Origin of the sequence: Planktotalea sp. (genome assembly GCF_965659345.1) — a bacterium.
Taxonomy (GTDB): domain Bacteria; phylum Pseudomonadota; class Alphaproteobacteria; order Rhodobacterales; family Rhodobacteraceae; genus Planktotalea.
In genome coordinates this window covers 181,508-205,170 of sequence record NZ_CBFHVK010000002.1, presented here as the reverse complement: position 1 = coordinate 205,170, position 23,663 = coordinate 181,508, and the positions used below count along the sequence as shown (strand labels likewise).

General features: G+C 52.0%; 26 protein-coding genes. 15 read left to right on the top strand and 11 right to left on the bottom strand.

All coding sequences use genetic code 11. The features are described from left to right. Positions 1-9 precede the first annotated feature (9 nt). The 9 genes from ACTG3Z_RS02410 to coxB all read right to left on the bottom strand — a co-directional run bounded on the left by ACTG3Z_RS02410 (position 10) and on the right by coxB (position 7,483). Entirely contained in the window at positions 10-594 is a 585-nt protein-coding gene (locus ACTG3Z_RS02410) for a GNAT family N-acetyltransferase (RefSeq protein WP_375265583.1), read from the bottom strand. Beyond that, positions 594-1,856 carry a M16 family metallopeptidase gene (locus ACTG3Z_RS02405; RefSeq protein WP_439141048.1) on the bottom strand — a complete coding sequence of 421 codons (1,263 nt, stop codon included), beginning with the start codon at positions 1,854-1,856 and terminating at the stop codon, positions 594-596. Before ACTG3Z_RS02405 ends, ACTG3Z_RS02410 begins: the two co-directional genes overlap by 1 nt. After that, complete coding sequence (gene thrC, locus ACTG3Z_RS02400) at positions 1,853-3,241, bottom strand: threonine synthase (RefSeq protein ID WP_439141047.1); 1,389 nt, start codon at positions 3,239-3,241, stop codon at positions 1,853-1,855. The genes ACTG3Z_RS02405 and thrC overlap by 4 nt, the downstream gene beginning before the upstream one ends. After that, the gene (locus ACTG3Z_RS02395) at positions 3,238-3,924 is read right to left on the bottom strand and encodes an SURF1 family protein (RefSeq protein WP_439141046.1); all 687 of its coding nucleotides are present in this window, start codon (positions 3,922-3,924) and stop codon (positions 3,238-3,240) included. The genes thrC and ACTG3Z_RS02395 overlap by 4 nt, the downstream gene beginning before the upstream one ends. A 115-nt stretch (positions 3,925-4,039) precedes the next feature. After that, complete coding sequence (locus ACTG3Z_RS02390) at positions 4,040-4,840, bottom strand: cytochrome c oxidase subunit 3 (protein WP_439141045.1); 801 nt, start codon at positions 4,838-4,840, stop codon at positions 4,040-4,042. Positions 4,841-4,860: 20 nt separating this feature from the next. Then, the gene (locus ACTG3Z_RS02385; protein ID WP_439141044.1) at positions 4,861-5,469 is read right to left on the bottom strand and encodes a cytochrome c oxidase assembly protein; all 609 of its coding nucleotides are present in this window, start codon (positions 5,467-5,469) and stop codon (positions 4,861-4,863) included. Next, entirely contained in the window at positions 5,469-5,630 is a 162-nt protein-coding gene (locus tag ACTG3Z_RS02380; RefSeq protein WP_439141043.1) for a hypothetical protein, read from the bottom strand. Before ACTG3Z_RS02380 ends, ACTG3Z_RS02385 begins: the two co-directional genes overlap by 1 nt. Further along, positions 5,630-6,568 (bottom strand): heme o synthase, encoded by a 939-nt coding sequence (gene cyoE / locus ACTG3Z_RS02375; RefSeq protein ID WP_439141042.1) that lies wholly within the window; start codon positions 6,566-6,568, stop codon positions 5,630-5,632. The genes ACTG3Z_RS02380 and cyoE overlap by 1 nt, the downstream gene beginning before the upstream one ends. Positions 6,569-6,640: 72 nt before the next feature. After that, positions 6,641-7,483 carry a cytochrome c oxidase subunit II gene (gene coxB, locus ACTG3Z_RS02370; protein WP_439141041.1) on the bottom strand — a complete coding sequence of 281 codons (843 nt, stop codon included), beginning with the start codon at positions 7,481-7,483 and terminating at the stop codon, positions 6,641-6,643. A gap of 209 nt (positions 7,484-7,692) precedes the next feature. Here coxB and tldD point away from each other — a divergent pair, with 209 nt between their 5' ends. Beyond that, a complete protein-coding gene (tldD, locus tag ACTG3Z_RS02365; RefSeq protein WP_439141040.1) occupies positions 7,693-9,114 on the top strand; it encodes a metalloprotease TldD in 1,422 nt (473 codons plus the stop codon). Between the two features lie 87 nt (positions 9,115-9,201). Further along, on the top strand, positions 9,202-10,350 hold the full coding sequence (gene dprA / locus ACTG3Z_RS02360) for a DNA-processing protein DprA (RefSeq protein ID WP_439141039.1): 1,149 nt from the start codon (positions 9,202-9,204) through the stop codon (positions 10,348-10,350). A gap of 8 nt (positions 10,351-10,358) precedes the next feature. Here the strand turns inward: dprA and ACTG3Z_RS02355 are convergent, their stop codons facing one another. After that, positions 10,359-10,802 carry a hypothetical protein gene (locus ACTG3Z_RS02355; RefSeq protein WP_439141038.1) on the bottom strand — a complete coding sequence of 148 codons (444 nt, stop codon included), beginning with the start codon at positions 10,800-10,802 and terminating at the stop codon, positions 10,359-10,361. Between the two features lie 184 nt (positions 10,803-10,986). Between ACTG3Z_RS02355 and topA the strand changes: the two genes are divergently transcribed. From topA to ACTG3Z_RS02335, 4 genes are all read left to right on the top strand, one after another. Continuing rightward, positions 10,987-13,596 carry a type I DNA topoisomerase gene (gene topA / locus ACTG3Z_RS02350; protein WP_439141037.1) on the top strand — a complete coding sequence of 870 codons (2,610 nt, stop codon included), beginning with the start codon at positions 10,987-10,989 and terminating at the stop codon, positions 13,594-13,596. 83 nt (positions 13,597-13,679) lie between these two features. After that, positions 13,680-14,255 carry a L,D-transpeptidase gene (locus tag ACTG3Z_RS02345; RefSeq protein ID WP_439141036.1) on the top strand — a complete coding sequence of 192 codons (576 nt, stop codon included), beginning with the start codon at positions 13,680-13,682 and terminating at the stop codon, positions 14,253-14,255. A gap of 87 nt (positions 14,256-14,342) precedes the next feature. Further along, a complete protein-coding gene (locus tag ACTG3Z_RS02340; RefSeq protein ID WP_375266180.1) occupies positions 14,343-15,038 on the top strand; it encodes a CoA transferase subunit A in 696 nt (231 codons plus the stop codon). Between the two features lie 3 nt (positions 15,039-15,041). Then, positions 15,042-15,665 carry a 3-oxoacid CoA-transferase subunit B gene (locus ACTG3Z_RS02335; RefSeq protein ID WP_439141035.1) on the top strand — a complete coding sequence of 208 codons (624 nt, stop codon included), beginning with the start codon at positions 15,042-15,044 and terminating at the stop codon, positions 15,663-15,665. Positions 15,666-15,700: 35 nt separating this feature from the next. Here the strand turns inward: ACTG3Z_RS02335 and ACTG3Z_RS02330 are convergent, their stop codons facing one another. Continuing rightward, positions 15,701-16,561 (bottom strand): lytic transglycosylase domain-containing protein, encoded by an 861-nt coding sequence (locus tag ACTG3Z_RS02330; RefSeq protein ID WP_439141034.1) that lies wholly within the window; start codon positions 16,559-16,561, stop codon positions 15,701-15,703. Between the two features lie 255 nt (positions 16,562-16,816). Between ACTG3Z_RS02330 and ACTG3Z_RS02325 the strand changes: the two genes are divergently transcribed. The 9 genes from ACTG3Z_RS02325 to ACTG3Z_RS02285 all read left to right on the top strand — a co-directional run bounded on the left by ACTG3Z_RS02325 (position 16,817) and on the right by ACTG3Z_RS02285 (position 23,660). Beyond that, a complete protein-coding gene (locus ACTG3Z_RS02325; protein WP_439141033.1) occupies positions 16,817-17,002 on the top strand; it encodes a hypothetical protein in 186 nt (61 codons plus the stop codon). 270 nt (positions 17,003-17,272) lie between these two features. Continuing rightward, complete coding sequence (locus ACTG3Z_RS02320; RefSeq protein WP_439141031.1) at positions 17,273-17,473, top strand: hypothetical protein; 201 nt, start codon at positions 17,273-17,275, stop codon at positions 17,471-17,473. A 267-nt stretch (positions 17,474-17,740) separates the two neighbouring features. Beyond that, positions 17,741-17,941 (top strand): hypothetical protein, encoded by a 201-nt coding sequence (locus ACTG3Z_RS02315; protein WP_439141032.1) that lies wholly within the window; start codon positions 17,741-17,743, stop codon positions 17,939-17,941. Between the two features lie 311 nt (positions 17,942-18,252). Further along, positions 18,253-18,453 carry a hypothetical protein gene (locus ACTG3Z_RS02310; protein WP_439141031.1) on the top strand — a complete coding sequence of 67 codons (201 nt, stop codon included), beginning with the start codon at positions 18,253-18,255 and terminating at the stop codon, positions 18,451-18,453. Positions 18,454-18,681: 228 nt separating this feature from the next. Further along, entirely contained in the window at positions 18,682-18,879 is a 198-nt protein-coding gene (locus tag ACTG3Z_RS02305; RefSeq protein ID WP_439141030.1) for a hypothetical protein, read from the top strand. Between the two features lie 178 nt (positions 18,880-19,057). Further along, a complete protein-coding gene (gene cpaB / locus ACTG3Z_RS02300; protein WP_439141029.1) occupies positions 19,058-19,924 on the top strand; it encodes a Flp pilus assembly protein CpaB in 867 nt (288 codons plus the stop codon). A gap of 194 nt (positions 19,925-20,118) precedes the next feature. Further along, on the top strand, positions 20,119-21,543 hold the full coding sequence (locus ACTG3Z_RS02295; RefSeq protein WP_439141028.1) for a type II and III secretion system protein family protein: 1,425 nt from the start codon (positions 20,119-20,121) through the stop codon (positions 21,541-21,543). Between the two features lie 2 nt (positions 21,544-21,545). After that, a complete protein-coding gene (locus ACTG3Z_RS02290; protein WP_439141027.1) occupies positions 21,546-22,205 on the top strand; it encodes an OmpA family protein in 660 nt (219 codons plus the stop codon). A gap of 207 nt (positions 22,206-22,412) precedes the next feature. Continuing rightward, entirely contained in the window at positions 22,413-23,660 is a 1,248-nt protein-coding gene (locus ACTG3Z_RS02285; protein ID WP_439141026.1) for an AAA family ATPase, read from the top strand. Positions 23,661-23,663: the final 3 nt, after the last annotated feature.

The window sequence follows — 23,663 nt, the reverse complement described above, 5'->3', positions numbered from 1 at the left end:
GATCAAAAGTCAGCCAACGTCCGTACGACCGCGCCGATCCATACGAAGTGCCGAATAAAGAACGTGGCTTCGCCAACGTCCATCAATCTGCAGATAAGCTTGTGCCACGCCTTCATATTTGAAGCCCGTTCTCTCCAACAGGCCACGCGATGCTTTGTTTTCAGGCAAGCACGCAGCTTCCAATCGCGACAAGTCCATCCGCTCGAAGGCGTAGTGCACGATGGCTGCAATCGCTTCGCTCATATATCCGTGACGCGCGTAATGATGCCCGATCCAATAGCCAAGCGTGCCGCTTTGCGCAGGGCCACGTCTGATATTATCAAGCGTGATCGCTCCCATGAGTGCACCATCTTCGCGACGTTCAAGGAACAGTGGTACTGCCGTGTCACCAGAAATAGATCGCTGCGCCCAATAAACACGATTGGTAAATGCTTTGCGCGTTAAATGATTGCTCGCCCACGTGGGTTCCCACTTGGTCAGAAAATCTGAACTTTCATAGCGCAGTTTAGCCCACTCTCGAAAGTCGGAGTGAATGGGTGGACGCAACGAGAGGCGTTCTGTCTCCAAACGTACTTTTCGCTTGATGCGAAGCATTACGCCGCACGACCTTTAAGCATCTCTGCAAGCTGGGGCGCGCGTTCAACTGGCCCATAAAGCGCAAGCGCTGCTGGTGCTTGGCTCGCAAGGTTGGCTGCAAATTCCTTAACGCCTCCGGTTGTAACCGCATCAATCTGCGCAACGGTTTCTTCGAGCGCAGGGATACGTCCCCAGATTTGCATCAAACGCGCGAGGCGTTCTGCGCGGCTCGATGGGCTTTCGAGGCCCATGAGCATCCCCGCTTTCATCTGCGCACGTGCTCGCGCGACCTCAGCGTCGCTCATATCTTCAGAAGCACGGCCAAGCTCTTGGATAGTTAAACTTGCCAATTCAGGAAGCTGCTCCCCGCTTGTGCCCGCGTAAATCGTCATCATACCAGTATCAGAATGTGCACCGGTTTGCGCGAAGATTGTATAACATAGCCCGCGCTTCTCGCGCACTTCTTGGAACAAACGGCTCGACATCCCGCCGCCCAAAGCGACTGAATAAATTTGTGCTGTATAAATTGCATTGTCGCAATACCCGGGGCCTTCAAAAGCCAGCGCAAAATGCGCTTGTTCTAGTGTTTTGACCTCGCGCCGCTCGCCACCTTGGAACGTCGCAAGGATAGGATCATTTGCGACCCGAGCCTGCAAGCCACCAAATAGCTTTTCAGCTTCGCGCACAATTGCATCGTGATCTACATCGCCTGCTGCCGACAAGATCATCTGCGACGGACCATAGTGCTCATGCACAAAGCGCTTCAAATCTTCACGGCTGAAGCTGCGCACCCGTTCCTCTGGGCCAAGGATCGTGCGCCCTATAGGTTGGTCTGGATAGGCTTCATCCTGCAACCAATCAAAAATCACGTCATCGGGCGTATCAAGCGCTTGGCCAATCTCTTGCAAAATCACGCCGCGTTCGACTTCGATCTCATCCTCATCAAACACGGGATTAAGCAAAATATCTGAAATCACATCAAGCGCCAAAGGCACATCGCCCCCGAGCACACGCGCATAGTAAGCGGTGACCTCGCGGCTCGTATAGGCGTTGATATAGCCGCCCACATCTTCGATCTCTTCCGCGATCTGCAAAGAGGACCGTGTCGTCGTCCCCTTAAAAGCCATGTGCTCTAAAAAATGGGCAATTCCATTTTGCTCAATCCGCTCATCGCGGCCACCTGCTGTCACCCAAATCCCGATAGACGCGGATTGAAGCCCCGGCATTTTTTCCGTGACGATGCGAAAGCCATTAGCCAGTGTGTGTGTTTGCACGCTCATGAAGAAATACCTTTGCGTACAATATCTTGCAGCGCTTTTAGATCATTCGGGGCGCGGGTCACGCGTTCATCGCGCTCAAACAAATCTGCCATGCGCGCAGGTAGCGCTGGCCGCGCGCCTGTCGCAACCTCTACCGCATCCGGGAATTTCGCAGGATGCGCAGTAGCAAGTGTGATCATTGGCGTATCACCTAGATGGCTCTCTGCCACAGCAACGCCAATCGCAGAGTGGGGGCAAAGCACTTCGCCCGTCTCTTTTAGCGCACGCGTTATCATCGCAGATGTACCCGCCTCATCGAGCATGCCGCTGTCGTAATGTTCTTGCAACGCACCCATGGCATTGTCTGAAATCGCGAAGCTCCCATTTGCAGCTAGGTCTTCCATAAGACCCTTGATCGCTGTTCCATCTTGATCATGTGCGAAAAACAAAGCGCGTTCGAAGTTAGACGATACTTCAATATCCATAGACGGAGAAATCGACGGTTTCACCCCAGACTTCGTGTACGCAGAAGTTTCCATGCAGCGATGCAAAATATCGTTCTGATTGGTCGCGATGACCAAACGCTCGATCGGCAAGCCCATTTTTTTGGCGATGAACCCTGCAAAAATGTCCCCAAAGTTACCTGTCGGAACCGTAAAGCTAACTTTACGATCTGGTGCACCAAGCGATGCAGCGGTGGAGAAATAATAAACAACCTGCGCCAAAACACGCGCCCAGTTGATTGAATTGACGCCCGCCAGCTTTACGCCGTCACGAAACTCAAAATCATTGAACATATCTTTCAAGCGCGCCTGACAGTCGTCAAAGTCACCGTCCATCGCAATTGCGTGTACGTTGCTTTCAGTCGGCGTGGTCATCTGACGGCGCTGCACTTCGGACACGCGGCCATGCGGATAAAGAATGAATACATCCACGGCGTCTAGGCCACGAAAAGCTTCTATCGCGGCAGAGCCCGTATCACCTGACGTCGCACCCACAATGGTGACGCGTTGCCCTGAACGTTTAAGGGCAAGTTCAAACATTTGTCCGATAAGTTGCATCGCGAAATCTTTGAACGCGAGGGTGGGACCGTGAAACAGCTCCATCAAGAAGTGGTTTGGCGCGAGCTGCACAAGCGGAGCACGAGCCGTATGACCAAAGCCCGCATAGGCCCGCTCGATACATCCACGAAATTCGTCATCTGTGAACGTGTCGCCAACGAAAGGTCGCACCACTTTGAACGCAATCTCTTCGTAGCTGGCACCACGCATCGCGGAAATGTCGTCAGCACTGAGCTGTGGGATGGTCTCTGGAACATACAGGCCACCGTCACGCGCAAGACCGGTCAGCATCGCTTCTTCAAATGTGAGAACCGGAGCAGCGCCACGCGTTGAGACATATTTCATGATGTGCCCTTCTGCGCGCCGCGTGCGCGCCAAACGAAAGTAAAAGTCATAAGGATCCAGATCAGCGCGAGCGAGAACCACGTCAGCGCATATTGCAAATGATCATTTGGAATACCCACGGTATCAACCGGAAGCGGCGCAACCGGGTCATTGTCAATCGAAGTTTCGCGTGCCACGAGCAAAAGTGCTTCGGTATTGAGATGTGCAGCCATCGCGTCAACATCGCGCGCAAACCAAATCTCTGCCTTTAGGTCCGGCTCAGGAATAGAGCTCCCCTTTTCATCAGGCCAATGCAGGTTTCCGATAACCTCCGCAGCGCCAGTTGGGCGATCTGCGGCTTTTTGATCAACCTTGATAAACCCGCGATCCAGCAAAATGCGGCGACCTGTGTCCGTTTCGAACACAGCGATCACACGGTAGCCCGCGCCAATATTCTTTTGCGACACAAGAACGTGAATTTCTTCGCCAAATACTGTGCCCGCGGCGACCACAGGCAAGAAGCGATCTGCTGCGGGATCTGGTTGTTCCGGCAGCGCGGCAGGCTCAGCAGCAATCCGGCGTTCAATGTTGGACAGGATATCTTGTTTCCACTCAAGGCGCTGCAATTGCCAGACGCCGAGCCAAATGAGGATCGCCGCACCGAGCAGGCCAAAAAGCAGGGAGAAGAGCAGTGGAGTGCGCATGCGCGTCATCAAGGTCCGTCAAATGAAAAAGGCGCAGAAAGGATATTTCCTGCGCCTTTGCTTTTGTCGTTTTGCACTTGGGATTTCAAGCCGCAAATGCTGCAGTCAACGTGGTCTAGCCGCCCCAGACATAGACAGCGGCGAACAAGAAGAGCCAAACCACGTCAACGAAGTGCCAGTACCAAGCCGCAGCCTCAAAACCGATGTGCTTTTCTTGCGTGAAGTGACCGCGCTGAAGGCGCAACAAGCAAACGAACAAGAAAATCGTACCAATCACGACGTGAAAGCCGTGAAAGCCCGTCGCCATGAAGAAATTTGCGCCATAGATATTGCCAGAGAAGCCAAAGGCGGCATGGCTATACTCGTAAACCTGGAAGACTGTGAAAATCAGGCCAAGCGCAACGGCAAGGATAAGGCCGTTCTTCATGTCTTTGCGGTTGTTTTCATGCGCAAGAGCGTGGTGCGCCCAAGTAGCAGCTGCACCGGAGCAAAGCAAAATCAACGTGTTGATCAACGGTAGATGCCATGGATCGAACGTCTCAATACCAGCTGGTGGCCAAATACCGTCCACCGCAGGCGACTGTGGCCCCATTGGATACATCGCGTGCTTGAAGAAGCTCCAGAACCATGCTGCGAAAAACATGATTTCAGACATGATAAACGTGATGAAGCCATAGCGCAGACCAATACGCACGACAGGCGTGTGGTCACCCACATGGCTTTCGTCGACAACTTCTGCCCACCAGCCATACATGACGTACAAAACGCCTGCGAGGCCGATTAGGAACATCCATGGTCCGCTGTCATGGAACCAGAGTACCGCGCCAAACAGCATAACAAATGCGCCGATTGAGCCCAGTAATGGCCACAGCGAGGGGTTAAGAATATGATAGTCGTGATTTTTTGCGTGTGCCATGGGTCCCTCGTCGGATAGGCTTAGTTGTTGTTCGTGTCTGCGGGTTGCTCGAGAGCGGCCTGTTGGACCTCCTCGGGCAGATCGATTTCATAGAAAGTATATGAAAGCGTTATCTCTTGGGTATATTTTGCGTCGCGGTCCGTGACAATCTCTGGATCGACGTAAAATGTGACGGGCATCTCGACACGCTCGCCGGGTTGCAAGACCTGCTCTTCAAAGCAGAAACATGCGATTTTATTGAAGAAATAGCCAGCTTGATATGGGGCTACATTGTAGCTTGCCTGACCAGCGACAGGTTTGTCAGTCGGATTATAGGCCTCATAAAAAACAAGACCTGTCTCACCAATCCGCATTTCTATCTCGCGAACCATGGGTTTGAACTCCCAAGGCATGCCACGTTCTTTCGAAGCATCGAATCGCACAGTGATCTTTTGGTCTAGAATTTCATCGCTGCCGGTGTCGGATGTGTTGGTCACGCCACCAAAGCCCGTAACACGACAAAACCAATCGTAAAACGGCACCGAAGCCCAAGCCAAAGCGCCCATAAAGACAACAAGTGACGCGGCTTGAAGCACAGTTTTTTTCTTAGGATCCATAGGTTGGCGCTGTGTGGGGTTTTGATCTGACATTATTCTTGCACCTCCCCACGCGGAGGTTCGTGGTCACCGCGCGTTACCTTTACGACCGTCAGGCCGAAAATAATTGCAATGAACCCTGCGAGCAGAAGACCAACACCAACGTTACGGCCATAGCGGCGGGTGTGAATTTCATGTTGCTTACCAAGCGCCATTACCACCCCCCTATGCCAAAGCGCTGCATGACCGCTTCGACCAAGATCGCACCGAAATGCAGGAAGAGATACATCAGTGACAGTTTGAAGAAACCGCGCTCAGCTTTGAAATTATCGACTTCACTCATCTCTTCGTCTCGGTTCAGAATGTCCCAAGCCCCTTTGACGAAGAGAATGTTAAGAACAATCGCAAACGCCATGTAGACTGGGCCACCGATTGACGTAACACCTGCGCCAAGCGCAAGAGCCGCGAGCAATAGAGTATAGACAAAAATGTGGATCCGCGTAGAGCGGCGACCATGCGTTACTGTCAACATGGGAACGCCTGCGTGGTCGTAGTCTTTGCGCATAAATAGCGCGAGCGCCCAAAAATGCGGGGGCGTCCACATAAATGTCAGACAAAACATCAACACCGATTCAATGGAAATACCACCTGTCGCAACAGCCCAGCCGATCATCGGGGGGAACGCACCAGCCGCGCCACCAATAACAATGTTCTGAGGTGTCCAGCGCTTGAGCCACATCGTGTAGATCACGACGTAGAAGAATATGGTGAAGCCAAGCAAGCCACCAGCAACCCAGTTTGAAGCCAAACCCAGCATGATCGTGGACAGGCCCGAAAGCGCTATGCCAAATCCAAGCGCTTCGCCTTCTGTCACTTTACCTGCTGGGATAGGTCGTTTCTGAGTGCGCTTCATCACTGCGTCGATGTCCGCGTCCCACCACATATTTAGTGCACCGGATGCACCACCACCGATGGCAATAAACAAAATCGATGCAAAAGCGATCATTGGATGCACGGGCGTTGGTGCTGCCAAAAGCCCAACCAACGCAGTGAAGACCACCAGCGTCATCACCCGCGGCTTCAAAAGCGCGAAGAAATCGCCGAAGCTTGCTTCAGGCGCTAGGCTGGCACTATTTGCGCTGGCGTCGCTCATCATGCTCTCTTTCAACTCGTTGGCTTGAAGCGCGCGAGGGTACAGACCCCGCGCGACTATTTTGTCTTTGGCTTACTTAGCGTCTGCAACCTTGTACGGCTGTGGAACACCTGCGTATTCTTCGATCGCACCATTCAGCCACTGCTCATACGCTGCTTCGCTGACGACTTTGACCGTGATTGGCATATAGGCGTGGTCTTTGCCGCAAAGCTCAGAACACTGACCGAAATAGATACCTTCTTTTTCAGCAGCAAACCAAAGCTGTGCAATACGTCCTGGAACCGCGTCTTGCTTCACACCAAACGCTGGGATCGTCCAAGAGTGGATGACGTCCGCACCAGTGACATTCATAACGACTGTCTTGCCAACAGGCACAACAACCGCTGTGTCCGTTGCGAGCAAATACTGCTCAGGTGCGTAGCCAGCGTCTGCAAGTTCTTCTTTGGCAAGCATGAAGCTGTCAAAGCCAAACTCGTGATCGACGTACTCATAACCCCAATACCACTGGTACCCGGTCACTTTGATCGTGATGTCGGCCTTTGGGATTTCTTGCTGCTTGAACAAGATAGGCAGCGAGAATGCACCGATGAAGACAAGCACGACAATAGGAATAACCGTCCACGCCACCTCGATCGGGGAGTTGTGCGTAAACGTCCCAGGTGTCGGGTTCGATTTGCGGTTGTAGCGCACGATGCAATAAATGATCAACGCGGTTACGAACAGCGTAATGACAGTAATGATGATATTCAGCATGCCATCAAGCCAGCGGATATCGCGCATAAGTTCTGTTGCAGCAGGCTGAAAGCCGATGCCGCCTGGGATCGGCTGGCCGATCACTTCAAGACCTTCTTGCGCCATAGCAGGAACTGCTGCGAATGCTGCCAAAAGGCCGGAGAGAGTTTTTTTCAGTTGCATAGTACACCCTGATCGATAGTGGCGAAATGCCAGTCTAATCTGTTATAGTCGTTTATTTTCAAGTAAACGTCCCTGCCCTCCCGTGATGGCGAGTCACGGACGTTGTCTTTGAGCTGTTTAAAACCATATCCTTACTACTAAATAAAGACTAGGCGTTGCGGCAAACGGACGCTTCTATGATTTCGCCAATACACGAGAGAGACCCCCGCATGACGCATCAGCCCTTTCGCCCCTTTCAGGATCACTTTTCTAAAGAAAGTGCGCTGAAAATTCTGCAAAATGCCTGTTCTGGCGCGGATGATGGTGAGTTGTTCATTGAGCGCCGCACATCAGAGGGCTTGGTTTTTGACGACGGAAAGCTGAAAAATGCCTCGTACGATGCGTCAGAAGGGTTTGGGCTACGCGCAGTTTTGGGTGAAGTCGCAGGTTACGCGCACTCAACTGAAATTTCCGAAGCCGCTCTTTTGCGAGCGTCTGAAACCGCGCGATTGGCTGTCGGCGCTGGTGGAGGCATGTTGGCAGATGCACCGCGCGCAACGAATACCAAACTGTATAAAGACGTCGACCCAATCTCCGAAGTCACCTTTACAGCTAAACTCGACACGTTACGCGAAATCGATGCGTTTTTGCGAGAACTTGATTCGCGTGTTGTTCAGGTCAGCGCCTCAATATCGGCCTCTTTACAGGAAGTCACGATTTTGCGCCCTGACGGCGCAGAGGTCAGCGATACGCGCCCGATGACCCGGGTGAATGTATCCGTCATTGTTGAACAAAACGGACGTCGTGAAAGTGGATCAGCCGGTGGTGGTGGGCGAATCTCGCTCGGCGGTTTGATCACGCGAGAAGATTGGCAACCCAAGGCACGTGAAGCTCTTAGAATCGCTTTGGTGAATTTGGAAGCTGTCCCTGCACCAGCTGGAGTGATGGACGTGGTGCTTGGCCCCGGTTGGCCCGGCATTTTGCTGCACGAAGCTGTTGGGCACGGTTTAGAGGGCGACTTCAACCGAAAAGGCTCCAGTGCGTTTTCAGGACTTGTGGGGCAACGCGTGGCTTCAAGAGGCGTGACTGTTCTTGATGATGGAACCATCCCCGATCGCCGCGGCTCAATCACGATAGACGATGAAGGCACGCCATCGGCCAAGAACGTGCTCATCGAGGACGGCATTTTGATGGGCTACATGCAAGATCGCCAGAACGCGCGATTGATGGATGTGAAACCGACTGGCAACGGGAGACGCGAAAGCTACGCGCATCCGCCTATGCCAAGGATGACGAATACTTACATGTTGGGTGGCGACACAGATCCTGCAGATATCGTCGCAGACTTGAAAGACGGGATTTATGCGGTTGGTTTTGGCGGCGGCCAAGTCGACATTACCAATGGCAAGTTTGTGTTCTCCTGCACAGAAGCCTACCGCGTTGAAAATGGCAAAGTTGGTGCGCCTGTAAAAGGAGCAACTTTGATTGGCGATGGTGCTGCGGCGATGCAACAAATCAGGGCCTTAGGCAACGACATGGCGCTTGATCCAGGCATGGGCAATTGCGGCAAAGCGGGCCAGTGGGTGCCGGTTGGCGTTGGTCAACCGACACTTATGATTGGCGGTTTGACCGTTGGTGGTGCTGGTTCATAGGGCTTTGCCTCAAACTTTCTAAATTCGATTTACGCGCTATTAACCTCGGCTCTGATAGGTCTGATTCTGCAAGCAGACGGGGCCGAGATGAACGCGTATACCCATTCTTCCACTCACCCCCTACTCCCACCCGCCACGGAAGAAGAACGTCTAGATTGGCTTCGTCTCTTGCGCTCTCGTCGCGTTGGAATTGCCACATTTTACCGCTTGCTCGACGAACATGGCAGCGCAGCTGATGCGCTAAAAGCACTACCCGCGATCGCGTCAAAAGCGGGATTAACCAAGTATACTGCCGCAACGCGCGAATTTGCCGAGTGCGAATTCAAAGCTGGCAAGCAAATCGGTGCGCATTTGATTTGCCGCGGTGAAGAACGCTATCCCAGTTTATTGGCAGAAATTCCCGATGCGCCGCCAATGCTTTGGTTGCGCGGAAACCCAGAGGTTTTGAAGCGGCCGATGGTTGCGATTGTTGGCGCGCGTAATGCTTCCTCTTTGGGCACACGCATGGCGCGGACACTGGCGGGCGAACTTGCAGAGGCCGGATATGTTGTCGTGTCTGGCCTAGCCCGTGGAATCGATACTTGCGCGCACGTCGCTGCGGCACCCGCTGGCTCAATCGCTGTGCTCGCTGGTGGCATAGATGTGGTTTATCCCGCAGAAAATCTGACGCTTGCAGAAAGCCTTTTGAAATCAGGTGCGCTCGTTTCCGAACAACCGATAGGAATGGCTCCAATCGCGCGGCATTTTCCGATGCGAAATCGCATTATTTCTGGCTTGTGCAGCGCTAGTGTCATAGTCGAAGCCGCTGGTAAATCTGGCAGCCTTATCACCGCACGCGGTGCGCTTGATCAGGGACGTGATGTGCTCGCCGTACCCGGACATCCGTTCGATGCACGTGCATCTGGTTGCAATATGCTTATCCGTGATGGTGCCACTTTAGTCCGAAATGCTGAAGACGTAATAGCCGTGCTTCAGACGCAAAAGGCTTTGAATGACGGGCAAGCGGAACAAATTCCTTTACCTTTGGAGCGGCACGTCCCCCATCAGCGCAGCCTTACTGAGACAAGGGAACTCCACCAACAGATCCTAAATCGATTGGGGCCAAGTCCTATCGCGGAAGACCAACTGCTACGCGATATCGGAGCACGAAGCAGTCAGATGATTCCGGTTCTGACCAACCTTGAAATGGACGGCCAGATCAGACGCGCACCCGGCGGCCTGATCAGTCGCGCTTAATTTACGCCTTAGCAATAGTCTTTAATTACGCTGACATAACGGCGACAAAAAGGGCCATAAGCGAACCAAACATCTGTAGGTCCAATCGCCCAATGTACGGCCACCCAAGTCTCGCCTGAACGACGCATCAAAGCTTGCATGCTGGTACCGTCCATAAAATCAGGTTCGAGCGTTCCGTTTTGAAAACCAGGCGTCGCGTATAGATCGATTGCACCACCGCCAGGACGCTGGGCTTGTAAAGACGCAAAGCCAAACCGGCCCGCGACACGCAGTTCGTAAACAATAAATTCAACCGGATCACCAAGCTGTTCTTCAGCATGCGCCCGTACCGCATCGAGCATCGCAATGCGATCTTTGCTGCCGCGCGCGGGCTCAGCATACTCAGCCGAAAGCGGGATGATAGACATAAAAAGCACAACAACTGCGCTGCAAATAATATTGAAAAAACGCATCGAACAGGCCTTTTCTAGAATGAATAAGTTCAAGTTAACCTAACATTGACACGCTTGTCTTGTTCCAATTTCAACAGTGCCAAAGGACTGTTTTAATCGGCATGATTGACATTATGGGCTTTCCCCACACATGTAACGCACCCATAAGAAACGTAATACTTGAGACGAGTCGTAAGGAAATCATATGCCTGTTGTAGTTGTCGAATCCCCCGCTAAAGCCAAGACAATCAACAAGTATTTGGGTCCAAACTACACCGTCCTCGCCTCTTATGGCCACGTACGCGACCTGCCCCCCAAAGACGGATCCGTCGACACCGAAGCCGATTTCGAAATGAAATGGGAAATCGGAAATGACAGTCGCAAACATGTCAAAGCCATCGCGGACGCCCTGAAAGACGATAACGAACTCATTCTCGCGACCGACCCCGATCGCGAAGGCGAAGCCATTTCGTGGCACTTGCAAGAGGCCCTGACAAAGCGCCGTTCGATCAAGAAAGATACGCCCGTCAGTCGTGTCGTCTTCAATGCGATCACCAAGGCGGCTGTAACCGAGGCGATGAAAAACCCGCGCCAAGTTGATCAACCCCTTGTTGAGGCATATCTCGCGCGTCGCGCTCTAGACTATCTCGTGGGCTTTAACCTATCACCCGTTTTGTGGCGCAAGCTGCCCGGCGCGCGCTCTGCCGGTCGCGTTCAATCTGTGTGCCTGCGCATAATCGTCGAACGTGAACAGGAAATTGAAGCATTTAATGCACGGGAATACTGGTCCGTCAAAGCGCTGCTCGCGACACCACGTGGTCAAGAGTTTGAAGCGCGTCTGACAGTAATGGGCGGCAAGAAGCTCGATAAATACGATTTGGCAAATGAGACCGCTGCCGAACTGGCCGTTCAAGCGGTTACGTCGCGCGCACTGAAAGCCACGTCGGTCGAAGCAAAACCCGCTGCACGCAATCCGTCTGCGCCATTTATGACGTCCACGTTGCAGCAAGAAGCGAGCCGCAAGTTCGGCTTTGGCGCACGCCAAACAATGAACATCGCACAGCGTCTTTATGAAGCGGGTCACATCACATACATGCGGACCGACGGCATTGACATGGCGCCAGAAGCCATCACGCAAACGCGTGATGCTATCGAGGAGCGATATGGCAAGGACTATTTGCCAAGCAGCCCGCGCGAGTACAAAAATAAAGCAAAGAATGCGCAAGAAGCGCACGAATGTATTCGCCCGACTGAACTTACCAAAGATGCCGCCAGCCTGAAGTTGGGCGAACCTGACCAGCGCAAACTTTATGATTTGATCTGGAAACGCACGATCGCGTGCCAAATGGCGAGCGCAAAGATGGAGCGCACGACAGTCGATCTTGGCTCTGATGACGGTGAAGTCGTGTTGCGCGCGACAGGCCAGGTTGTTCTTTTTGATGGCTTCATGAAGGTTTATGAAGAGGGCCGTGACGATGCGGTCGTCGACGATGATGATAAGCGTCTTCCACAAATTGCGCAGGGTGATGCGATGGATAAGAAGTCCATTTCACCAGAGCAACATTTCACTCAGCCCCCGCCCCGCTACACCGAAGCCACACTGGTGAAGCGCATGGAAGAGCTCGGCATTGGCCGCCCTTCCACCTATGCGTCGATTGTGACCACGATCCAAGACCGCGAATATGTGCGCAAAGACAAGAACCGCCTTTTCCCTGAAGATAAGGGCCGAATTGTTACGATCTTCTTGATGAATTTCTTCCGTCAGTATGTGGGGTATGACTTCACCGCTGATCTGGAAAGCCAGCTCGACGATGTTTCAGCAGGTGACGCAAATTATAAAGAGTTGCTCAGTAAATTCTGGCGCGACTTCCATGCCGCTATTTCTGAAACCTCTGAATTGCGCATCTCGCAGGTTCTGGATGTTCTCGATGAAGCGCTCGCGCCACAGCTGTACCCGCCACGCGAAGATGGCAGTGATCCGCGGGTTTGCCCGAAATGTGGGCTCGGTAATTTGCATCTGAAAACATCACGTACTGGTGGTTTCGTTGGGTGTGGCAACTATCCTGAGTGCACCTATACCCGCCCAATCGCAGGCGAAGGCGCGGATGGGGATGAACGTGTGCTTGGCGAAGATGCCGGCGACGAAATCTGGCTCAAGTCCGGTCGCTTTGGCCCGTACGTTCAGCGCGGCGAAACCACACCAGAGAATAAGAAGCCGCCGCGTGCGTCCCTGCCCCGAGGTTGGGAAAAGGATGACATGGATCTCGCCAAGGCGTTGACCTTGCTCAGCTTGCCGCGCGAAATCGGGGAGCACCCAGAAGGCGGCATGATCAAATCGAACTTTGGTCGATTTGGTCCTTATATTATGCACCAAGGTCCTGAAGACGCGAAACCCGTTTATGTGAACGTCAAAGATCCTAATGATGTTTTTGAAATTGGCATGAACCGATCCGTCGAATTGCTGGCTGAAAAGCGCGCGAACCCGGGGCGTCGCGGTGGTGGAACCGCTGCAAAACCGCTCAAAGAGCTTGGCGAACACCCAAGCGATGGGGGTCCAGTGAATGTTATGGAAGGTCGCTATGGCCCCTATGTGAAGTGGGGAAAAATCAACGCGACCATCCCGAAGGGCACTGAACCCGCAGATGTGACCATGGAAATGGCAGTAGAGTTGATCACTGAACGCGCCGCCAAGAGCGGTAAGAAAAAGGCAGCGCCCAAGAAAAAAGCTGCGCCGAAAAAGAAGGCCGCTGCGAAAAAGCCTGCGGCCAAGAAACCGGCAGCAAAGAAAACGGCTGCGAAGAAAGATGCCGATTAAGTGCCCTAACTTAAAAGTGAATGGCAAATGATCGCACATTCTGAGAAGGCTGCATGAGAATGCAGCCTTTTTTGTGAGGTATTATGACAAAGATTACATTTTCGCGCCGTGCAACGCTTTTGGGTTTGAGTGCAACACTCGCCGCGCCAAGCATCGCACGCGCACAGCTATTAGCACCAAACGCCGTTGCCCCTGCGCGACGCAACGCATCTAGTTTTGTCACACAAGACTGGCGTGATCATTTTGAAACGCTGGGCAAAGGTGTGATTGTAGCCGATACTTTCTCGCGCGCTTTGCACTATTGGAATTCTGACGGCTCCGATTACCGCGTTTATCCAACCTCCGTCCCAATGACGGATGAATTAACAAAGCGCGGATACACGGAAGTGGTTCGCAAGAAAGTCGGCCCAACTTGGACCCCGACCAAAGCCATGCGTGAGCGTGACCCGACCTTGCCAAAATTCATGGAAGCCGGTGACGGTAATCCGTTGGGAAGTCATGCAATGTATTTGAGCTGGCCTGCGTATTTGATCCACGGCACGCATGACACGCGAAAAATTGGCCGTCGTTCGTCATCTGGCTGCATTGGTCTTTACAATGAAAAGATCGCCGAACTCTTCGAGATTACGCCGATTGGTACACAAGTTCGCGTCCTGTAAGCGCGCCGCAGCGCAGCATTGACATTGACTCTCTCTTGACCCTTCGTCACACCTTCTGACGATATTAAGGGTCAGGAGAAATTACTCATGAAAAAAGTCTATGGCAGCGCTGCCGAGGCTCTGGACGGCGTGCTTTTTGACGGCATGTTTATCGCGTCTGGCGGTTTTGGCCTCTGCGGCATTCCCGAATTGTTACTCGAAGCGATCAAGGAAGCGGGCACTAAAGATCTCACATTTGCATCCAACAATGCAGGAGTTGATGATTTCGGCATCGGTATTTTGCTTCAGACCAAGCAAGTGAAAAAGATGATCTCAAGTTATGTGGGCGAGAACGCTGAATTCATGCGCCAGTATTTGTCTGGCGAGCTAGAGTTGGAATTTAATCCTCAAGGCACCTTGGCTGAGCGTATGCGCGCTGGCGGTTGTGGCATCCCAGGTTTTTACACAAAAACAGGTGTGGGCACCGTGATCGCAGAAGGCAAAGAGCACAAAGACTTCAATGGTGAGACCTACATTATGGAAGAAGGCATCTTTGCCGATCTTGCGATTGTAAAAGCATGGAAGGCTGATGCCACAGGCAACCTTGTATTCCGCAAGACTGCACGCAACTTCAACCCGCCTGCTGCGATGTGTGGCAAGGTCTGCATTGTTGAGGTTGAGGAGATTGTGGAAACAGGCTCGCTTGACCCTGACAGCATTCATCTGCCCGGTATTTACGTGCACCGCATTATTCAAGGCGATCATGAAAAGCGCATTGAACAGCGCACAGTACGGGAGGCTTAAGTCATGTGGGATCGTAATCAAATGGCCGCACGCGCGGCACTCGAACTGCAAGACGGCTGGTATGTGAACCTCGGTATTGGCATCCCGACGTTGGTCAGCAACTACATTCCTGAGGGCATCGAAGTGACGCTGCAATCAGAGAATGGCATGCTTGGCATGGGCCCTTTCCCGATTTCGGGTGAAGAGGATGCAGATCTGATCAACGCGGGAAAGCAAACGATCACGGAGCTGCCTCAGACGGCTTATTTCGATTCAGCGCAGTCCTTCGGCATGATCCGCGGCGGCAAAATCGCTATGGCGATCTTGGGCGCAATGGAGGTTGCTGAAAACGGCGATCTGGCAAACTGGATGATTCCGGGCAAGCTGGTCAAAGGTATGGGTGGCGCGATGGATCTGGTTGCTGGCGTTGGCCGTGTGGTTGTTGTAATGGATCACACCAACAAGCATGGTGTCAGTAAGGTTTTGAAAGAGTGTACGTTGCCGCTGACGGGCAAATCCGTTGTTGATCGCATCATCACAAACCTCGGTGTTTTGGATGTTGTTGAAGGCGGTTTGAAGATTGTCGAAACGGCTGAAGGCGTGTCCGAGGACGAATTGCGCGCAGCAACGGAAGCCACAATCGTATAAATCAACGTAAGGTGCGCGCTATCACGCACCTTACTTTACCCACCGAGCTGTTTGAACACACACCCATCTGTCGCGAGTTGCGGCGGCGTCATACAAAGCCCGCGCGCGACTTGGAACGCAGCAAGGACCTTAGGCACATAGTCGCGGGTCTCTGAAAAAGGCGGCACACCGTTATTCTTACGCACGGCCCCCTCCCCTGCATTGTAGGCTGCCAAAACCAGCACTGGATCATTTCCAAACTCGCCCATAAGCCAATCAAGATACGCAACGCCACCAGAGATATTTTGCGCAGGGATATTTACATCTGTGACACCAAAACGAGAGGCCGTTGCGGGCATCAATTGCATCAAGCCTTGTGCCCCCGCAGAACTGACGGCATCAGATTTGCCTGCTGACTCGACCGCGATAACCGCAAGAACCAGCGCTGGTGACACTTTTTTCCCGATTGTTGATTTCAAAATCTCGACGCCATGCGCTTGGCTGATTGTATAAAGCGTCTGCAATCGTGGCGCACGCACACCGCTGCCAGCGGGCGGATTGTTCAACCTATTGAGCGCCGCTTGATAACGACCACCGCTTTTGTCGAGCGCGGTCGGAACTGTGTCCCAGAACCATCCATAAGAGCCTGACGCGCTTGGCCGTGACGACCCACTTGCGCCACTTGATGCACCACCGCTCACAATTGCACCCGCTTTCGGGCCTTCCGGCGTGATCTGAATAGTGATGCGTTTGCGCGACCCTTTTTTAGGTGGCTTTTGACGCTTGGCAGAAAACTCTGGAAATGGCTTTGGTTTTGCCCCTTCTGTTTGCGCATAGCTCTCAGGCGCACTGAATACCAAAGCGCTCGCCAAGATATATGCCGTCGTCATTCGTCCGATAAACCGGTAAAATATCATTGCTCAATCCAATAAACGTCTTTTGCGTTTTTTATGACTATTGAGCATCGAACGACTTTTTGCACTTAAAACCGTCATTTTTCCTATAATTTATCAATCTCGTCTCGAAACACACACACTCACAAATTCACAGATTACCTTAGACCTGCCTTTTTCATGTCTAAATTTTCACGCAACAGCAATCAGCGGGTCTGCGAAAAGGCCTTTGGATTTACCGCTCGACCTGCGCGTCGAGACATTATGAAAGGCAATTGTATGAAAAAGTTCATCTCGTCGTTCGCTCAAAAAGAAAGCGGCGCAATCACGACTGAGTTCTTGGTTATCTGTGCGGCCGTCGTCGGCCTTGGCATCGTAGGTGCGGGCGGCTTGAAAGGTAGTGCGCCGGAGCCAGAGCCAGATGTTAATAAAACTCTGAACCGCTTTACCGCAGGTTTTGAGTGAGTTTCAAACTCCCCTGCCCGAAAAGAAAAAGAACCGATCTGGAAACAGGTCGGTTCTTTTCGTTTACTGCGCAATATACCTATGCCGCCTTCCCGCAAAAGAACGGCTTAACAAAATATTAACATTTCTTAAAAAACCGCATCTCTGACAAATTCGCGCCCGAATTGTATTTGATACAACCTAAATCAGGTAACGGACCGCAGCGCTACGAGGCGGAGCAGACACCAGCGCTTGAGTGAACACAAACCTGATCCTTGAAAGGGACATACTATGACAAACTTTATCAAGAACTTCGCAAACGACGAAAACGGCGCCGTAACAGTTGACTGGGTTGTTTTGACAGCTGCCGTTGTTGGCCTTGCAGTTGCTGCATATGGCTCCATCCAGACCGGTGCTGGCAACTTGACAGCGGCAACAGACACCACAATGTCAGGCATGACAGTTGGTAACGTTGCTCTCCCAACAGAGTAATTTGAAATCACCTCAAGTGTGATTGTTGATACAAAGGGCGTTTCTGGAAACAGAACGCCCTTTTTCATATCATTGTGCAAAACTTAAGACATCATCGCGAATTTTTCACGAATTGAGACTGAAGTCGCCCCAGAGCTGCCCAAATCGCGCCTCATTTGAAGTCGATACAAGTTTCATCAAGTTAAGGACGACAGCGTGGTGAGAGGCGAGGTCGAGCACACCGAAGCTTGAATGACTTTAAAATCAAATCCTGGGAAGGAATATAACATGACTAACTTCATCAAGAACTTCGCAAACGACGAAAACGGCGCCGTAACAGTTGACTGGGTTGTTTTGACAGCTGCCGTTGTTGGCCTTGCAGTTGCTGCATATGGCTCCATCCAGACCGGTTCTTCCAACCTGACAGCAGCGACAGACACAACTCTGTCCGGCATGACAGTTGGTAACGTTGCTCTCCCAACAGAGTAATCGCTACATTTCATAGCCCCCTTGGGCGTGACGCGAAGGGTCGATCTGGGAACAGATCGGCCCTTTAGCGTTTTCGCCCAGGCTTGGAACAAGACCCCCTCATTTTTGAACAGAGTTCTGATAAATATCATTAATTTTTTTTAAAAAAATCTTAACAGGTACTTAAAAGGACGCGTTGCTTCCCCATTCGCGCCCCAATTGCAGGTCAAACATAATACATCAAACGATGAGCAGCCCCGAGGTGAGAGGCGGATCTGCATAACCTGACTTTGATAACAAACTGAGAAACCTGATCCTTGGAAGGACATACTATGACAAACTTTATCAAGAACTTCGCAAACGACGAAAACGGCGCTGTAACAGTTGACTGGGTTGTTTTGACAGCTGCGGTTGTTGGCCTTGCAGTTGCTGCATATGGCTCCATTCAGACCGGTGCTGGCAACTTGACAGCGGCAACAGACACCACAATGTCAGGCATGACAGTTGGTAACGTTGCTCTCCCAACAGAGTAATCGCTTAGCGCGATAGCGTGAATTGAGCGGCTTATCCTTCGCTTGCGTTGGGTAAGCCGTTTTTCGTTGAGCTTCCTTCAAAACAGTTGAAACCGCAGTTACACAAAATTGCGCGCGTTTTGCCCTCGTTTTGCCAAAGTTGAGCGTCATTCACTCAGAACCACGTGTTTTCGCAATAAAGCAACGACACTTTAAGGCCGCTCCACACAGGAAGGCCAGGAGACAACAATGCTGCATTCTCTTTTCAAATTTGCAAAAAATGAAACCGGCGCTGTAACAGTAGATTGGGTTGTTTTGACAGCTGCGATCGTTGGTTTGTCAGTCGCGGCGTACACAACGATCAACGGTGGCACGACCTCCATGAGAGCCAATACAGACACGGCTCTTTCAAACATGGAAGTTGGAAACCCTGTTATTCCTAACTGATCTCTGCCTAACGTCTTGAAAACAGCGCTGAGCAAAATCTGTTTGGCGCTGTTTTTTTGTCGCGCAATTCGCACAGCTTTGCCGACATGTCGCCACAAAGGGCTGGCAAGATTTCAATCATTATAGTGTCGCCAAGATTCGAGTGTTTTGAGTTTTGGCACAGCGAAAGGGTAAGAAAATGCGAATGATCTTCGGAGTCGTCTTATTGATCGGAATCGCCCTTGCTGGGGTAGCCGTTCACATGACGCAAAAGTATGTTAATCAGCACAAAGCCGCGCTCGCGAATGCGCAGGCAAACAAGGGCCCTGTTGTTCCGACGGTTCCGGTGTTTGTAGCGAATCGTAAGCTTAAATACGGTGAAGAAATAAAGCTCCAAGATATCGCAGTTGCGCAATGGCCCTCAAATGCGTTGCCAGATGGCATTTTCAAAACGAAAGAAGAGCTTTTTCCAGCTGATACGCCGGGCCCTCGTTACGTAAAACGCGCGACAGAGAAGTTTGAAGCAATTTTAGCCGTAAAGATCACGGAACCCGGTAAAGAGGTCGGCCTTCAGTCGCGCCTCGAGCCAGGTCAAAGCGCATTTACGATCAAAGTTGACGTAAGTTCAGGTGTTTCTGGCTTCTTGCGCCCTGGCGACAGCGTCGATGTGTATTGGACCGGAAAGGTGCAATCACCTGGCAACGAACGTAAGTCACGCACCGTCACACGCCTCATTGAGAACGCTGTAAAGATCATTGCGATCGATCAGAGCTCTAATGAAGAGGTCAAACAGGCAACAATCGCGCGTACTGTAACTGTCGCCGTGACGCAGCTGCAAGGCGCGTCCTTGACCCAAGCTCAAAGCACGGGTCGCTTGAATTTGTCCCTCGTTGGAGAGCAAAGCGAAGCAGTGGCTGGGCTTATTGAAGTAGACCAGAAACAGTTGCTCGGCATCGAAGAGGCACAACCTGTAGCTCAGCAGGTGGAGAAAAAGGTCTGTACCATCCGCATGCGTAAGGGCGGTGAAACGGTCAATATCCCGATCCCATGTGCCGAAGGTTCTTGATTAAAATGACAACAAAAACGGGGGGCATCGCGATGGCGGTGCCCTCTTTTGTTCCCGACCCTGTTGCTCAAGACACACAACAAGGTCGCATCAGAACCCATTGATTCTTGCAATAAAATCCAAACTAGCGCATGTTTCACATCAAAAGCGGGCAAAAGACCCGCACCCGAGGCGTGATCGGAGAGGCAGGTCACATGAAAAAGTTTAATACCCTAAAAGCGGCTTTCTTAGGCTGCGCAGTATTGTTTACCGCATCCGTCGCACCGGCGTATGCGGACACATTGCGTATCGTACGATCTGGCAGCAGCTCGACCTTACCCATTCCAATGAACCGTGCAGTTGTAGTTGAAAGCGACGTTCCTTTTGCGGAACTGAGCATCGCAAATCCATCTATCGCGGATATTTCGACGCTGTCGGATCGCACTGTCTATGTGCTTGGCAAATCGCCCGGTCTAACGACGCTCACCCTGCTCGATGAAGCTGGGCGTTTGATCACAAACGTCGATGTGCGCGTTTCAGCAGATGTGAGCGAGTTCAAAGAACGTCTTGGGCAGATCCTGCCAGGCGAGAAGATCGAAGTGCGCACAGCGAATGACGGCATTGTGCTATCAGGTACAGTTTCCAGCGCTGGTAAAGTTGATCGCGCGATGGATCTCGCACAGCGATATGCGCCTGAGCGCGTGACCAACCTTTTAACAGTCAGCGGCGTACAGCAAGTCATGCTGAAAGTCCGTTTCGCTGAAATGCAGCGCTCTGTTTCCAAATCGCTAAGCTCATCGCTTGCTCTCGGTGGCAGCGCGCTGGGTGGCAATTTAGGTGTTTCTGGCGGAACCAACACTCTAACAGGGGCTGAATCCGTATCTAATGCTCTGAGTGGGTCAACGCCTGCAGCGAATACAAACAATGGTGCCACACTCTTTGGCTTTAACGCAGGCGGCCTCGAAGTTGGCATATTGCTTGAAGCCCTTGAGAGCAAAGGCATGGTGCGCACGCTTGCAGAACCAAACCTAACGGCCTTATCGGGCCAAGAAGCCAAGTTTCTCGCAGGTGGCGAATATCCCATTCCTGTCTTAAGCAGCAATGGAGTGCAGATTCAGTTCAAACCCTTTGGTGTGCAACTTGCTTTCATTCCCCGGGTATTGGACGATAAGGTGATTAACCTTGAGCTAAACGCTGAGGTTTCCTCGCTCGATGCTGCGAATGGTATTGTAAACGATGGTTTCGCGATCAGCGGTATGAAAGTGCGTCGTACATCGACCACTGTTGAGATGCGCGATGGGGAAAGCTTTGCGATTGCAGGTCTTTTGCAGGATGACTTCACTGATCTCAGCGGTCAGGTTCCTTGGCTGGGTGACATTCCAGTTCTGGGCGCGCTTTTCCGCAGTGCAGATTACAAACGTGAGCAATCCGAACTTGTGATCATCGTTACGCCACATCTGGTCACTCCGACCCGTGGTGAAGCGCTCGCGCTGCCAACAGATCGCATCAGTCCACCGACGGAAAAGGATCTATTCCTATTTGGACGCGTGACAGGAGACTCTCGTCGTCCTAAGAAGGGGGCAGCGGCTGAAGTTGCTCGTCAAGACTTCACCGGCTCATACGGATACGTAATGGACTAAACATGGCAAAGCGCACCTTTCATACACACGCTGCTTTATTGCTCAGCTCCGCAGTTTTGCTGTCGGCCTGCGCCCCTCGCCAAGCTGTTTACAGCTCTTGGGGCACGGAAGCCGGATCAATGCTGGACACTGGTGCGTTTGGTAATGCCACAATGAACAACACGCAGTTGATGAGCGGTGAAAAGCAATACGCCTTTGATCTGTCATCTCGTTTCGCGAGCGAAGTTTTGACAACCGTCAACTTTGCGTTCAACAGCGCCCAACTTGACGCTGGCGCGCGTGACACATTGCGTGAGCAAGCAAACTGGATCCGTCAATTTCCAGAAGTGCGCTTTCGCGTTTACGGACACGCAGACGCCGTTGGATCAAATGGCGCAAATCAAGCATTGGGCTTACGTCGCGCCCATGCAGTCGTGAACTATCTCGCCTCACAAGGCATCAACAAATCACGCCTTGAAGCTGTTGATTCGTTCGGCGAAGAACAACCAGTCGTGCTGAGCGATGGGCGCGAGCGTCGCAATCGTCGCACTGTTACTGAAGTCAGCGGTTTTGTTGGAAGCCATCCAAATGTGATGGATGGACAATATGCGCGTGTTGTCTACCGCGAATATGTCACGAGCGGCACCGCGATTTCCGCGGTTAACCCACGTACACCAAACTAAAAACTTAAGCTTTTAAGAGATAAACAAGCGGCGCAAACAATTGCGCCGCTTGTTTTTTGTATTCGCACAATCGCGCCCATTCGGCCCTAATGTTGCCTAGATTGCCCACGATATCTGACGTCAGCGGGGCAAGTATGCCTTGCAGGAAAAAAGAGCGAACCGGCGACACGCAAGTGTGACGCCATATCGCCAAGCAGGATTTAGGCAATGTCAGGCAATGACGCGAATGAATATGACGACAGCCCCCTCCGGGCCTGTACGATCAGCCGAGATGTTCAAAATTTCGATCTTTTGATCGAAGATATGGAAGCCGTCATGGGCGAAGCTTGGGGAGACCTTAGCTTTGGCGATTCCATTGCGTTTCTGGAACAATTGCCAGCCAAAGGTATGGAATTCGTCGCCATTGCCATTGATTACGAAGACGAAGAGAACCTCGGTCTACTAGCGCGCGTTATCTCCGCCGCCAAATCGCGTGATATAAAAGTCATCTTGATTGCCGAAGATGTTACTCCGGCCTCTTTGCATCAATTGTTGCGCGGTGGCGCGGATGAATTTATCCCCTACCCGCTCCCAGAAAATGAGCTGCGCAATGCGGTTGAACGCTTGCGCAAACCACCGCCCACGCCCGTGGAACAGGCTCCAAACGGCACTGCCGTCGCGTCGCACACTGGCGATTCACGCAATGGCGCTGTGATTGCCGTGCACGGTTTAGCTGGCGGAACAGGGGCGACAACGCTTGCGGTAAACCTTGCTTGGGAACTCGCTACGTTTGAAAAAGAGGCCTCACCTTCTGTCTGCATTCTAGATCTAGATCTACAATTCGGTTCCGTTTCAACGTTTCTTGACTTGCAGCGCCGCGACGCCGTGTTTGAGCTTTTGACAGATACAGAAAATATGGACGATGAAAGCTTCCGTCAGGCGCTTTTGATTCATGAAGAGCATCTGCATGCGCTCACCTCCCCTGCGGACGTGATTCCGCTGGATTTGATCCGGCCTGAAGACATCAGCGTGATCATTGATCTCGCAAAAGCACGCTTTGACTATGTGATCGTCGACATGCCAACGACTTTGGTTCAATGGACCGAGACTGTACTGAACGCGTCGCAGATTTATTTTGCGACACTCGAGATGGACATGCGCTCAGCCCAAAACGCGTTGCGCATGAAACGCGCTTTGCAATCTGAGAACTTACCCTTCGAAAAGCTGCGCTTTGTTTTGAACCGTGCGCCGAAATTTACTGATCTTAGCGGCAAAACGCGCGTGAAGCGGCTTGAAGAAAGTCTTGGCATTACCATCGAAGTTCAGCTGCCAGATGGCGGCAAGCCCGTAGCTAACGGTGCGGATCATGGTCAAACGCTGGCCAAAACTGCACCGAAAAACCCGCTTCGCAAAGAAATCAATAAACTCGCAGCTTCCTTAAAAGAACTCGGGCAACAAGCTGATGCAGCTGCTTAAGGA

What these genes read in the sequence shown, in the direction of transcription:
- ACTG3Z_RS02315 (WP_439141032.1), top strand. Translation starts at nt 17,741, where the DNA reads ATGACTAACTTCATCAAGAACTTCGCAAACGACGAAAACGGCGCCGTA.
- ACTG3Z_RS02340 (WP_375266180.1), top strand. Translation starts at nt 14,343, where the DNA reads ATGAAAAAAGTCTATGGCAGCGCTGCCGAGGCTCTGGACGGCGTGCTT.
- coxB (WP_439141041.1), bottom strand. Translation starts at nt 7,483, where the DNA reads ATGCAACTGAAAAAAACTCTCTCCGGCCTTTTGGCAGCATTCGCAGCA.
- dprA (WP_439141039.1), top strand. Translation starts at nt 9,202, where the DNA reads ATGAACGCGTATACCCATTCTTCCACTCACCCCCTACTCCCACCCGCC.
- ACTG3Z_RS02305 (WP_439141030.1), top strand. Translation starts at nt 18,682, where the DNA reads ATGCTGCATTCTCTTTTCAAATTTGCAAAAAATGAAACCGGCGCTGTA.
- ACTG3Z_RS02390 (WP_439141045.1), bottom strand. Translation starts at nt 4,840, where the DNA reads ATGGCACACGCAAAAAATCACGACTATCATATTCTTAACCCCTCGCTG.
- ACTG3Z_RS02385 (WP_439141044.1), bottom strand. Translation starts at nt 5,469, where the DNA reads ATGTCAGATCAAAACCCCACACAGCGCCAACCTATGGATCCTAAGAAA.
- ACTG3Z_RS02285 (WP_439141026.1), top strand. Translation starts at nt 22,413, where the DNA reads ATGTCAGGCAATGACGCGAATGAATATGACGACAGCCCCCTCCGGGCC.
- thrC (WP_439141047.1), bottom strand. Translation starts at nt 3,241, where the DNA reads ATGAAATATGTCTCAACGCGTGGCGCTGCTCCGGTTCTCACATTTGAA.
- ACTG3Z_RS02345 (WP_439141036.1), top strand. Translation starts at nt 13,680, where the DNA reads ATGACAAAGATTACATTTTCGCGCCGTGCAACGCTTTTGGGTTTGAGT.
- ACTG3Z_RS02355 (WP_439141038.1), bottom strand. Translation starts at nt 10,802, where the DNA reads ATGCGTTTTTTCAATATTATTTGCAGCGCAGTTGTTGTGCTTTTTATG.
- ACTG3Z_RS02295 (WP_439141028.1), top strand. Translation starts at nt 20,119, where the DNA reads ATGAAAAAGTTTAATACCCTAAAAGCGGCTTTCTTAGGCTGCGCAGTA.
- ACTG3Z_RS02325 (WP_439141033.1), top strand. Translation starts at nt 16,817, where the DNA reads ATGAAAAAGTTCATCTCGTCGTTCGCTCAAAAAGAAAGCGGCGCAATC.
- ACTG3Z_RS02290 (WP_439141027.1), top strand. Translation starts at nt 21,546, where the DNA reads ATGGCAAAGCGCACCTTTCATACACACGCTGCTTTATTGCTCAGCTCC.
- ACTG3Z_RS02335 (WP_439141035.1), top strand. Translation starts at nt 15,042, where the DNA reads ATGTGGGATCGTAATCAAATGGCCGCACGCGCGGCACTCGAACTGCAA.
- ACTG3Z_RS02310 (WP_439141031.1), top strand. Translation starts at nt 18,253, where the DNA reads ATGACAAACTTTATCAAGAACTTCGCAAACGACGAAAACGGCGCTGTA.
- cpaB (WP_439141029.1), top strand. Translation starts at nt 19,058, where the DNA reads ATGCGAATGATCTTCGGAGTCGTCTTATTGATCGGAATCGCCCTTGCT.
- ACTG3Z_RS02395 (WP_439141046.1), bottom strand. Translation starts at nt 3,924, where the DNA reads ATGCGCACTCCACTGCTCTTCTCCCTGCTTTTTGGCCTGCTCGGTGCG.
- ACTG3Z_RS02320 (WP_439141031.1), top strand. Translation starts at nt 17,273, where the DNA reads ATGACAAACTTTATCAAGAACTTCGCAAACGACGAAAACGGCGCCGTA.
- cyoE (WP_439141042.1), bottom strand. Translation starts at nt 6,568, where the DNA reads ATGAGCGACGCCAGCGCAAATAGTGCCAGCCTAGCGCCTGAAGCAAGC.
- ACTG3Z_RS02330 (WP_439141034.1), bottom strand. Translation starts at nt 16,561, where the DNA reads ATGATATTTTACCGGTTTATCGGACGAATGACGACGGCATATATCTTG.
- ACTG3Z_RS02380 (WP_439141043.1), bottom strand. Translation starts at nt 5,630, where the DNA reads ATGGCGCTTGGTAAGCAACATGAAATTCACACCCGCCGCTATGGCCGT.
- ACTG3Z_RS02405 (WP_439141048.1), bottom strand. Translation starts at nt 1,856, where the DNA reads ATGAGCGTGCAAACACACACACTGGCTAATGGCTTTCGCATCGTCACG.
- topA (WP_439141037.1), top strand. Translation starts at nt 10,987, where the DNA reads ATGCCTGTTGTAGTTGTCGAATCCCCCGCTAAAGCCAAGACAATCAAC.
- tldD (WP_439141040.1), top strand. Translation starts at nt 7,693, where the DNA reads ATGACGCATCAGCCCTTTCGCCCCTTTCAGGATCACTTTTCTAAAGAA.
- ACTG3Z_RS02410 (WP_375265583.1), bottom strand. Translation starts at nt 594, where the DNA reads ATGCTTCGCATCAAGCGAAAAGTACGTTTGGAGACAGAACGCCTCTCG.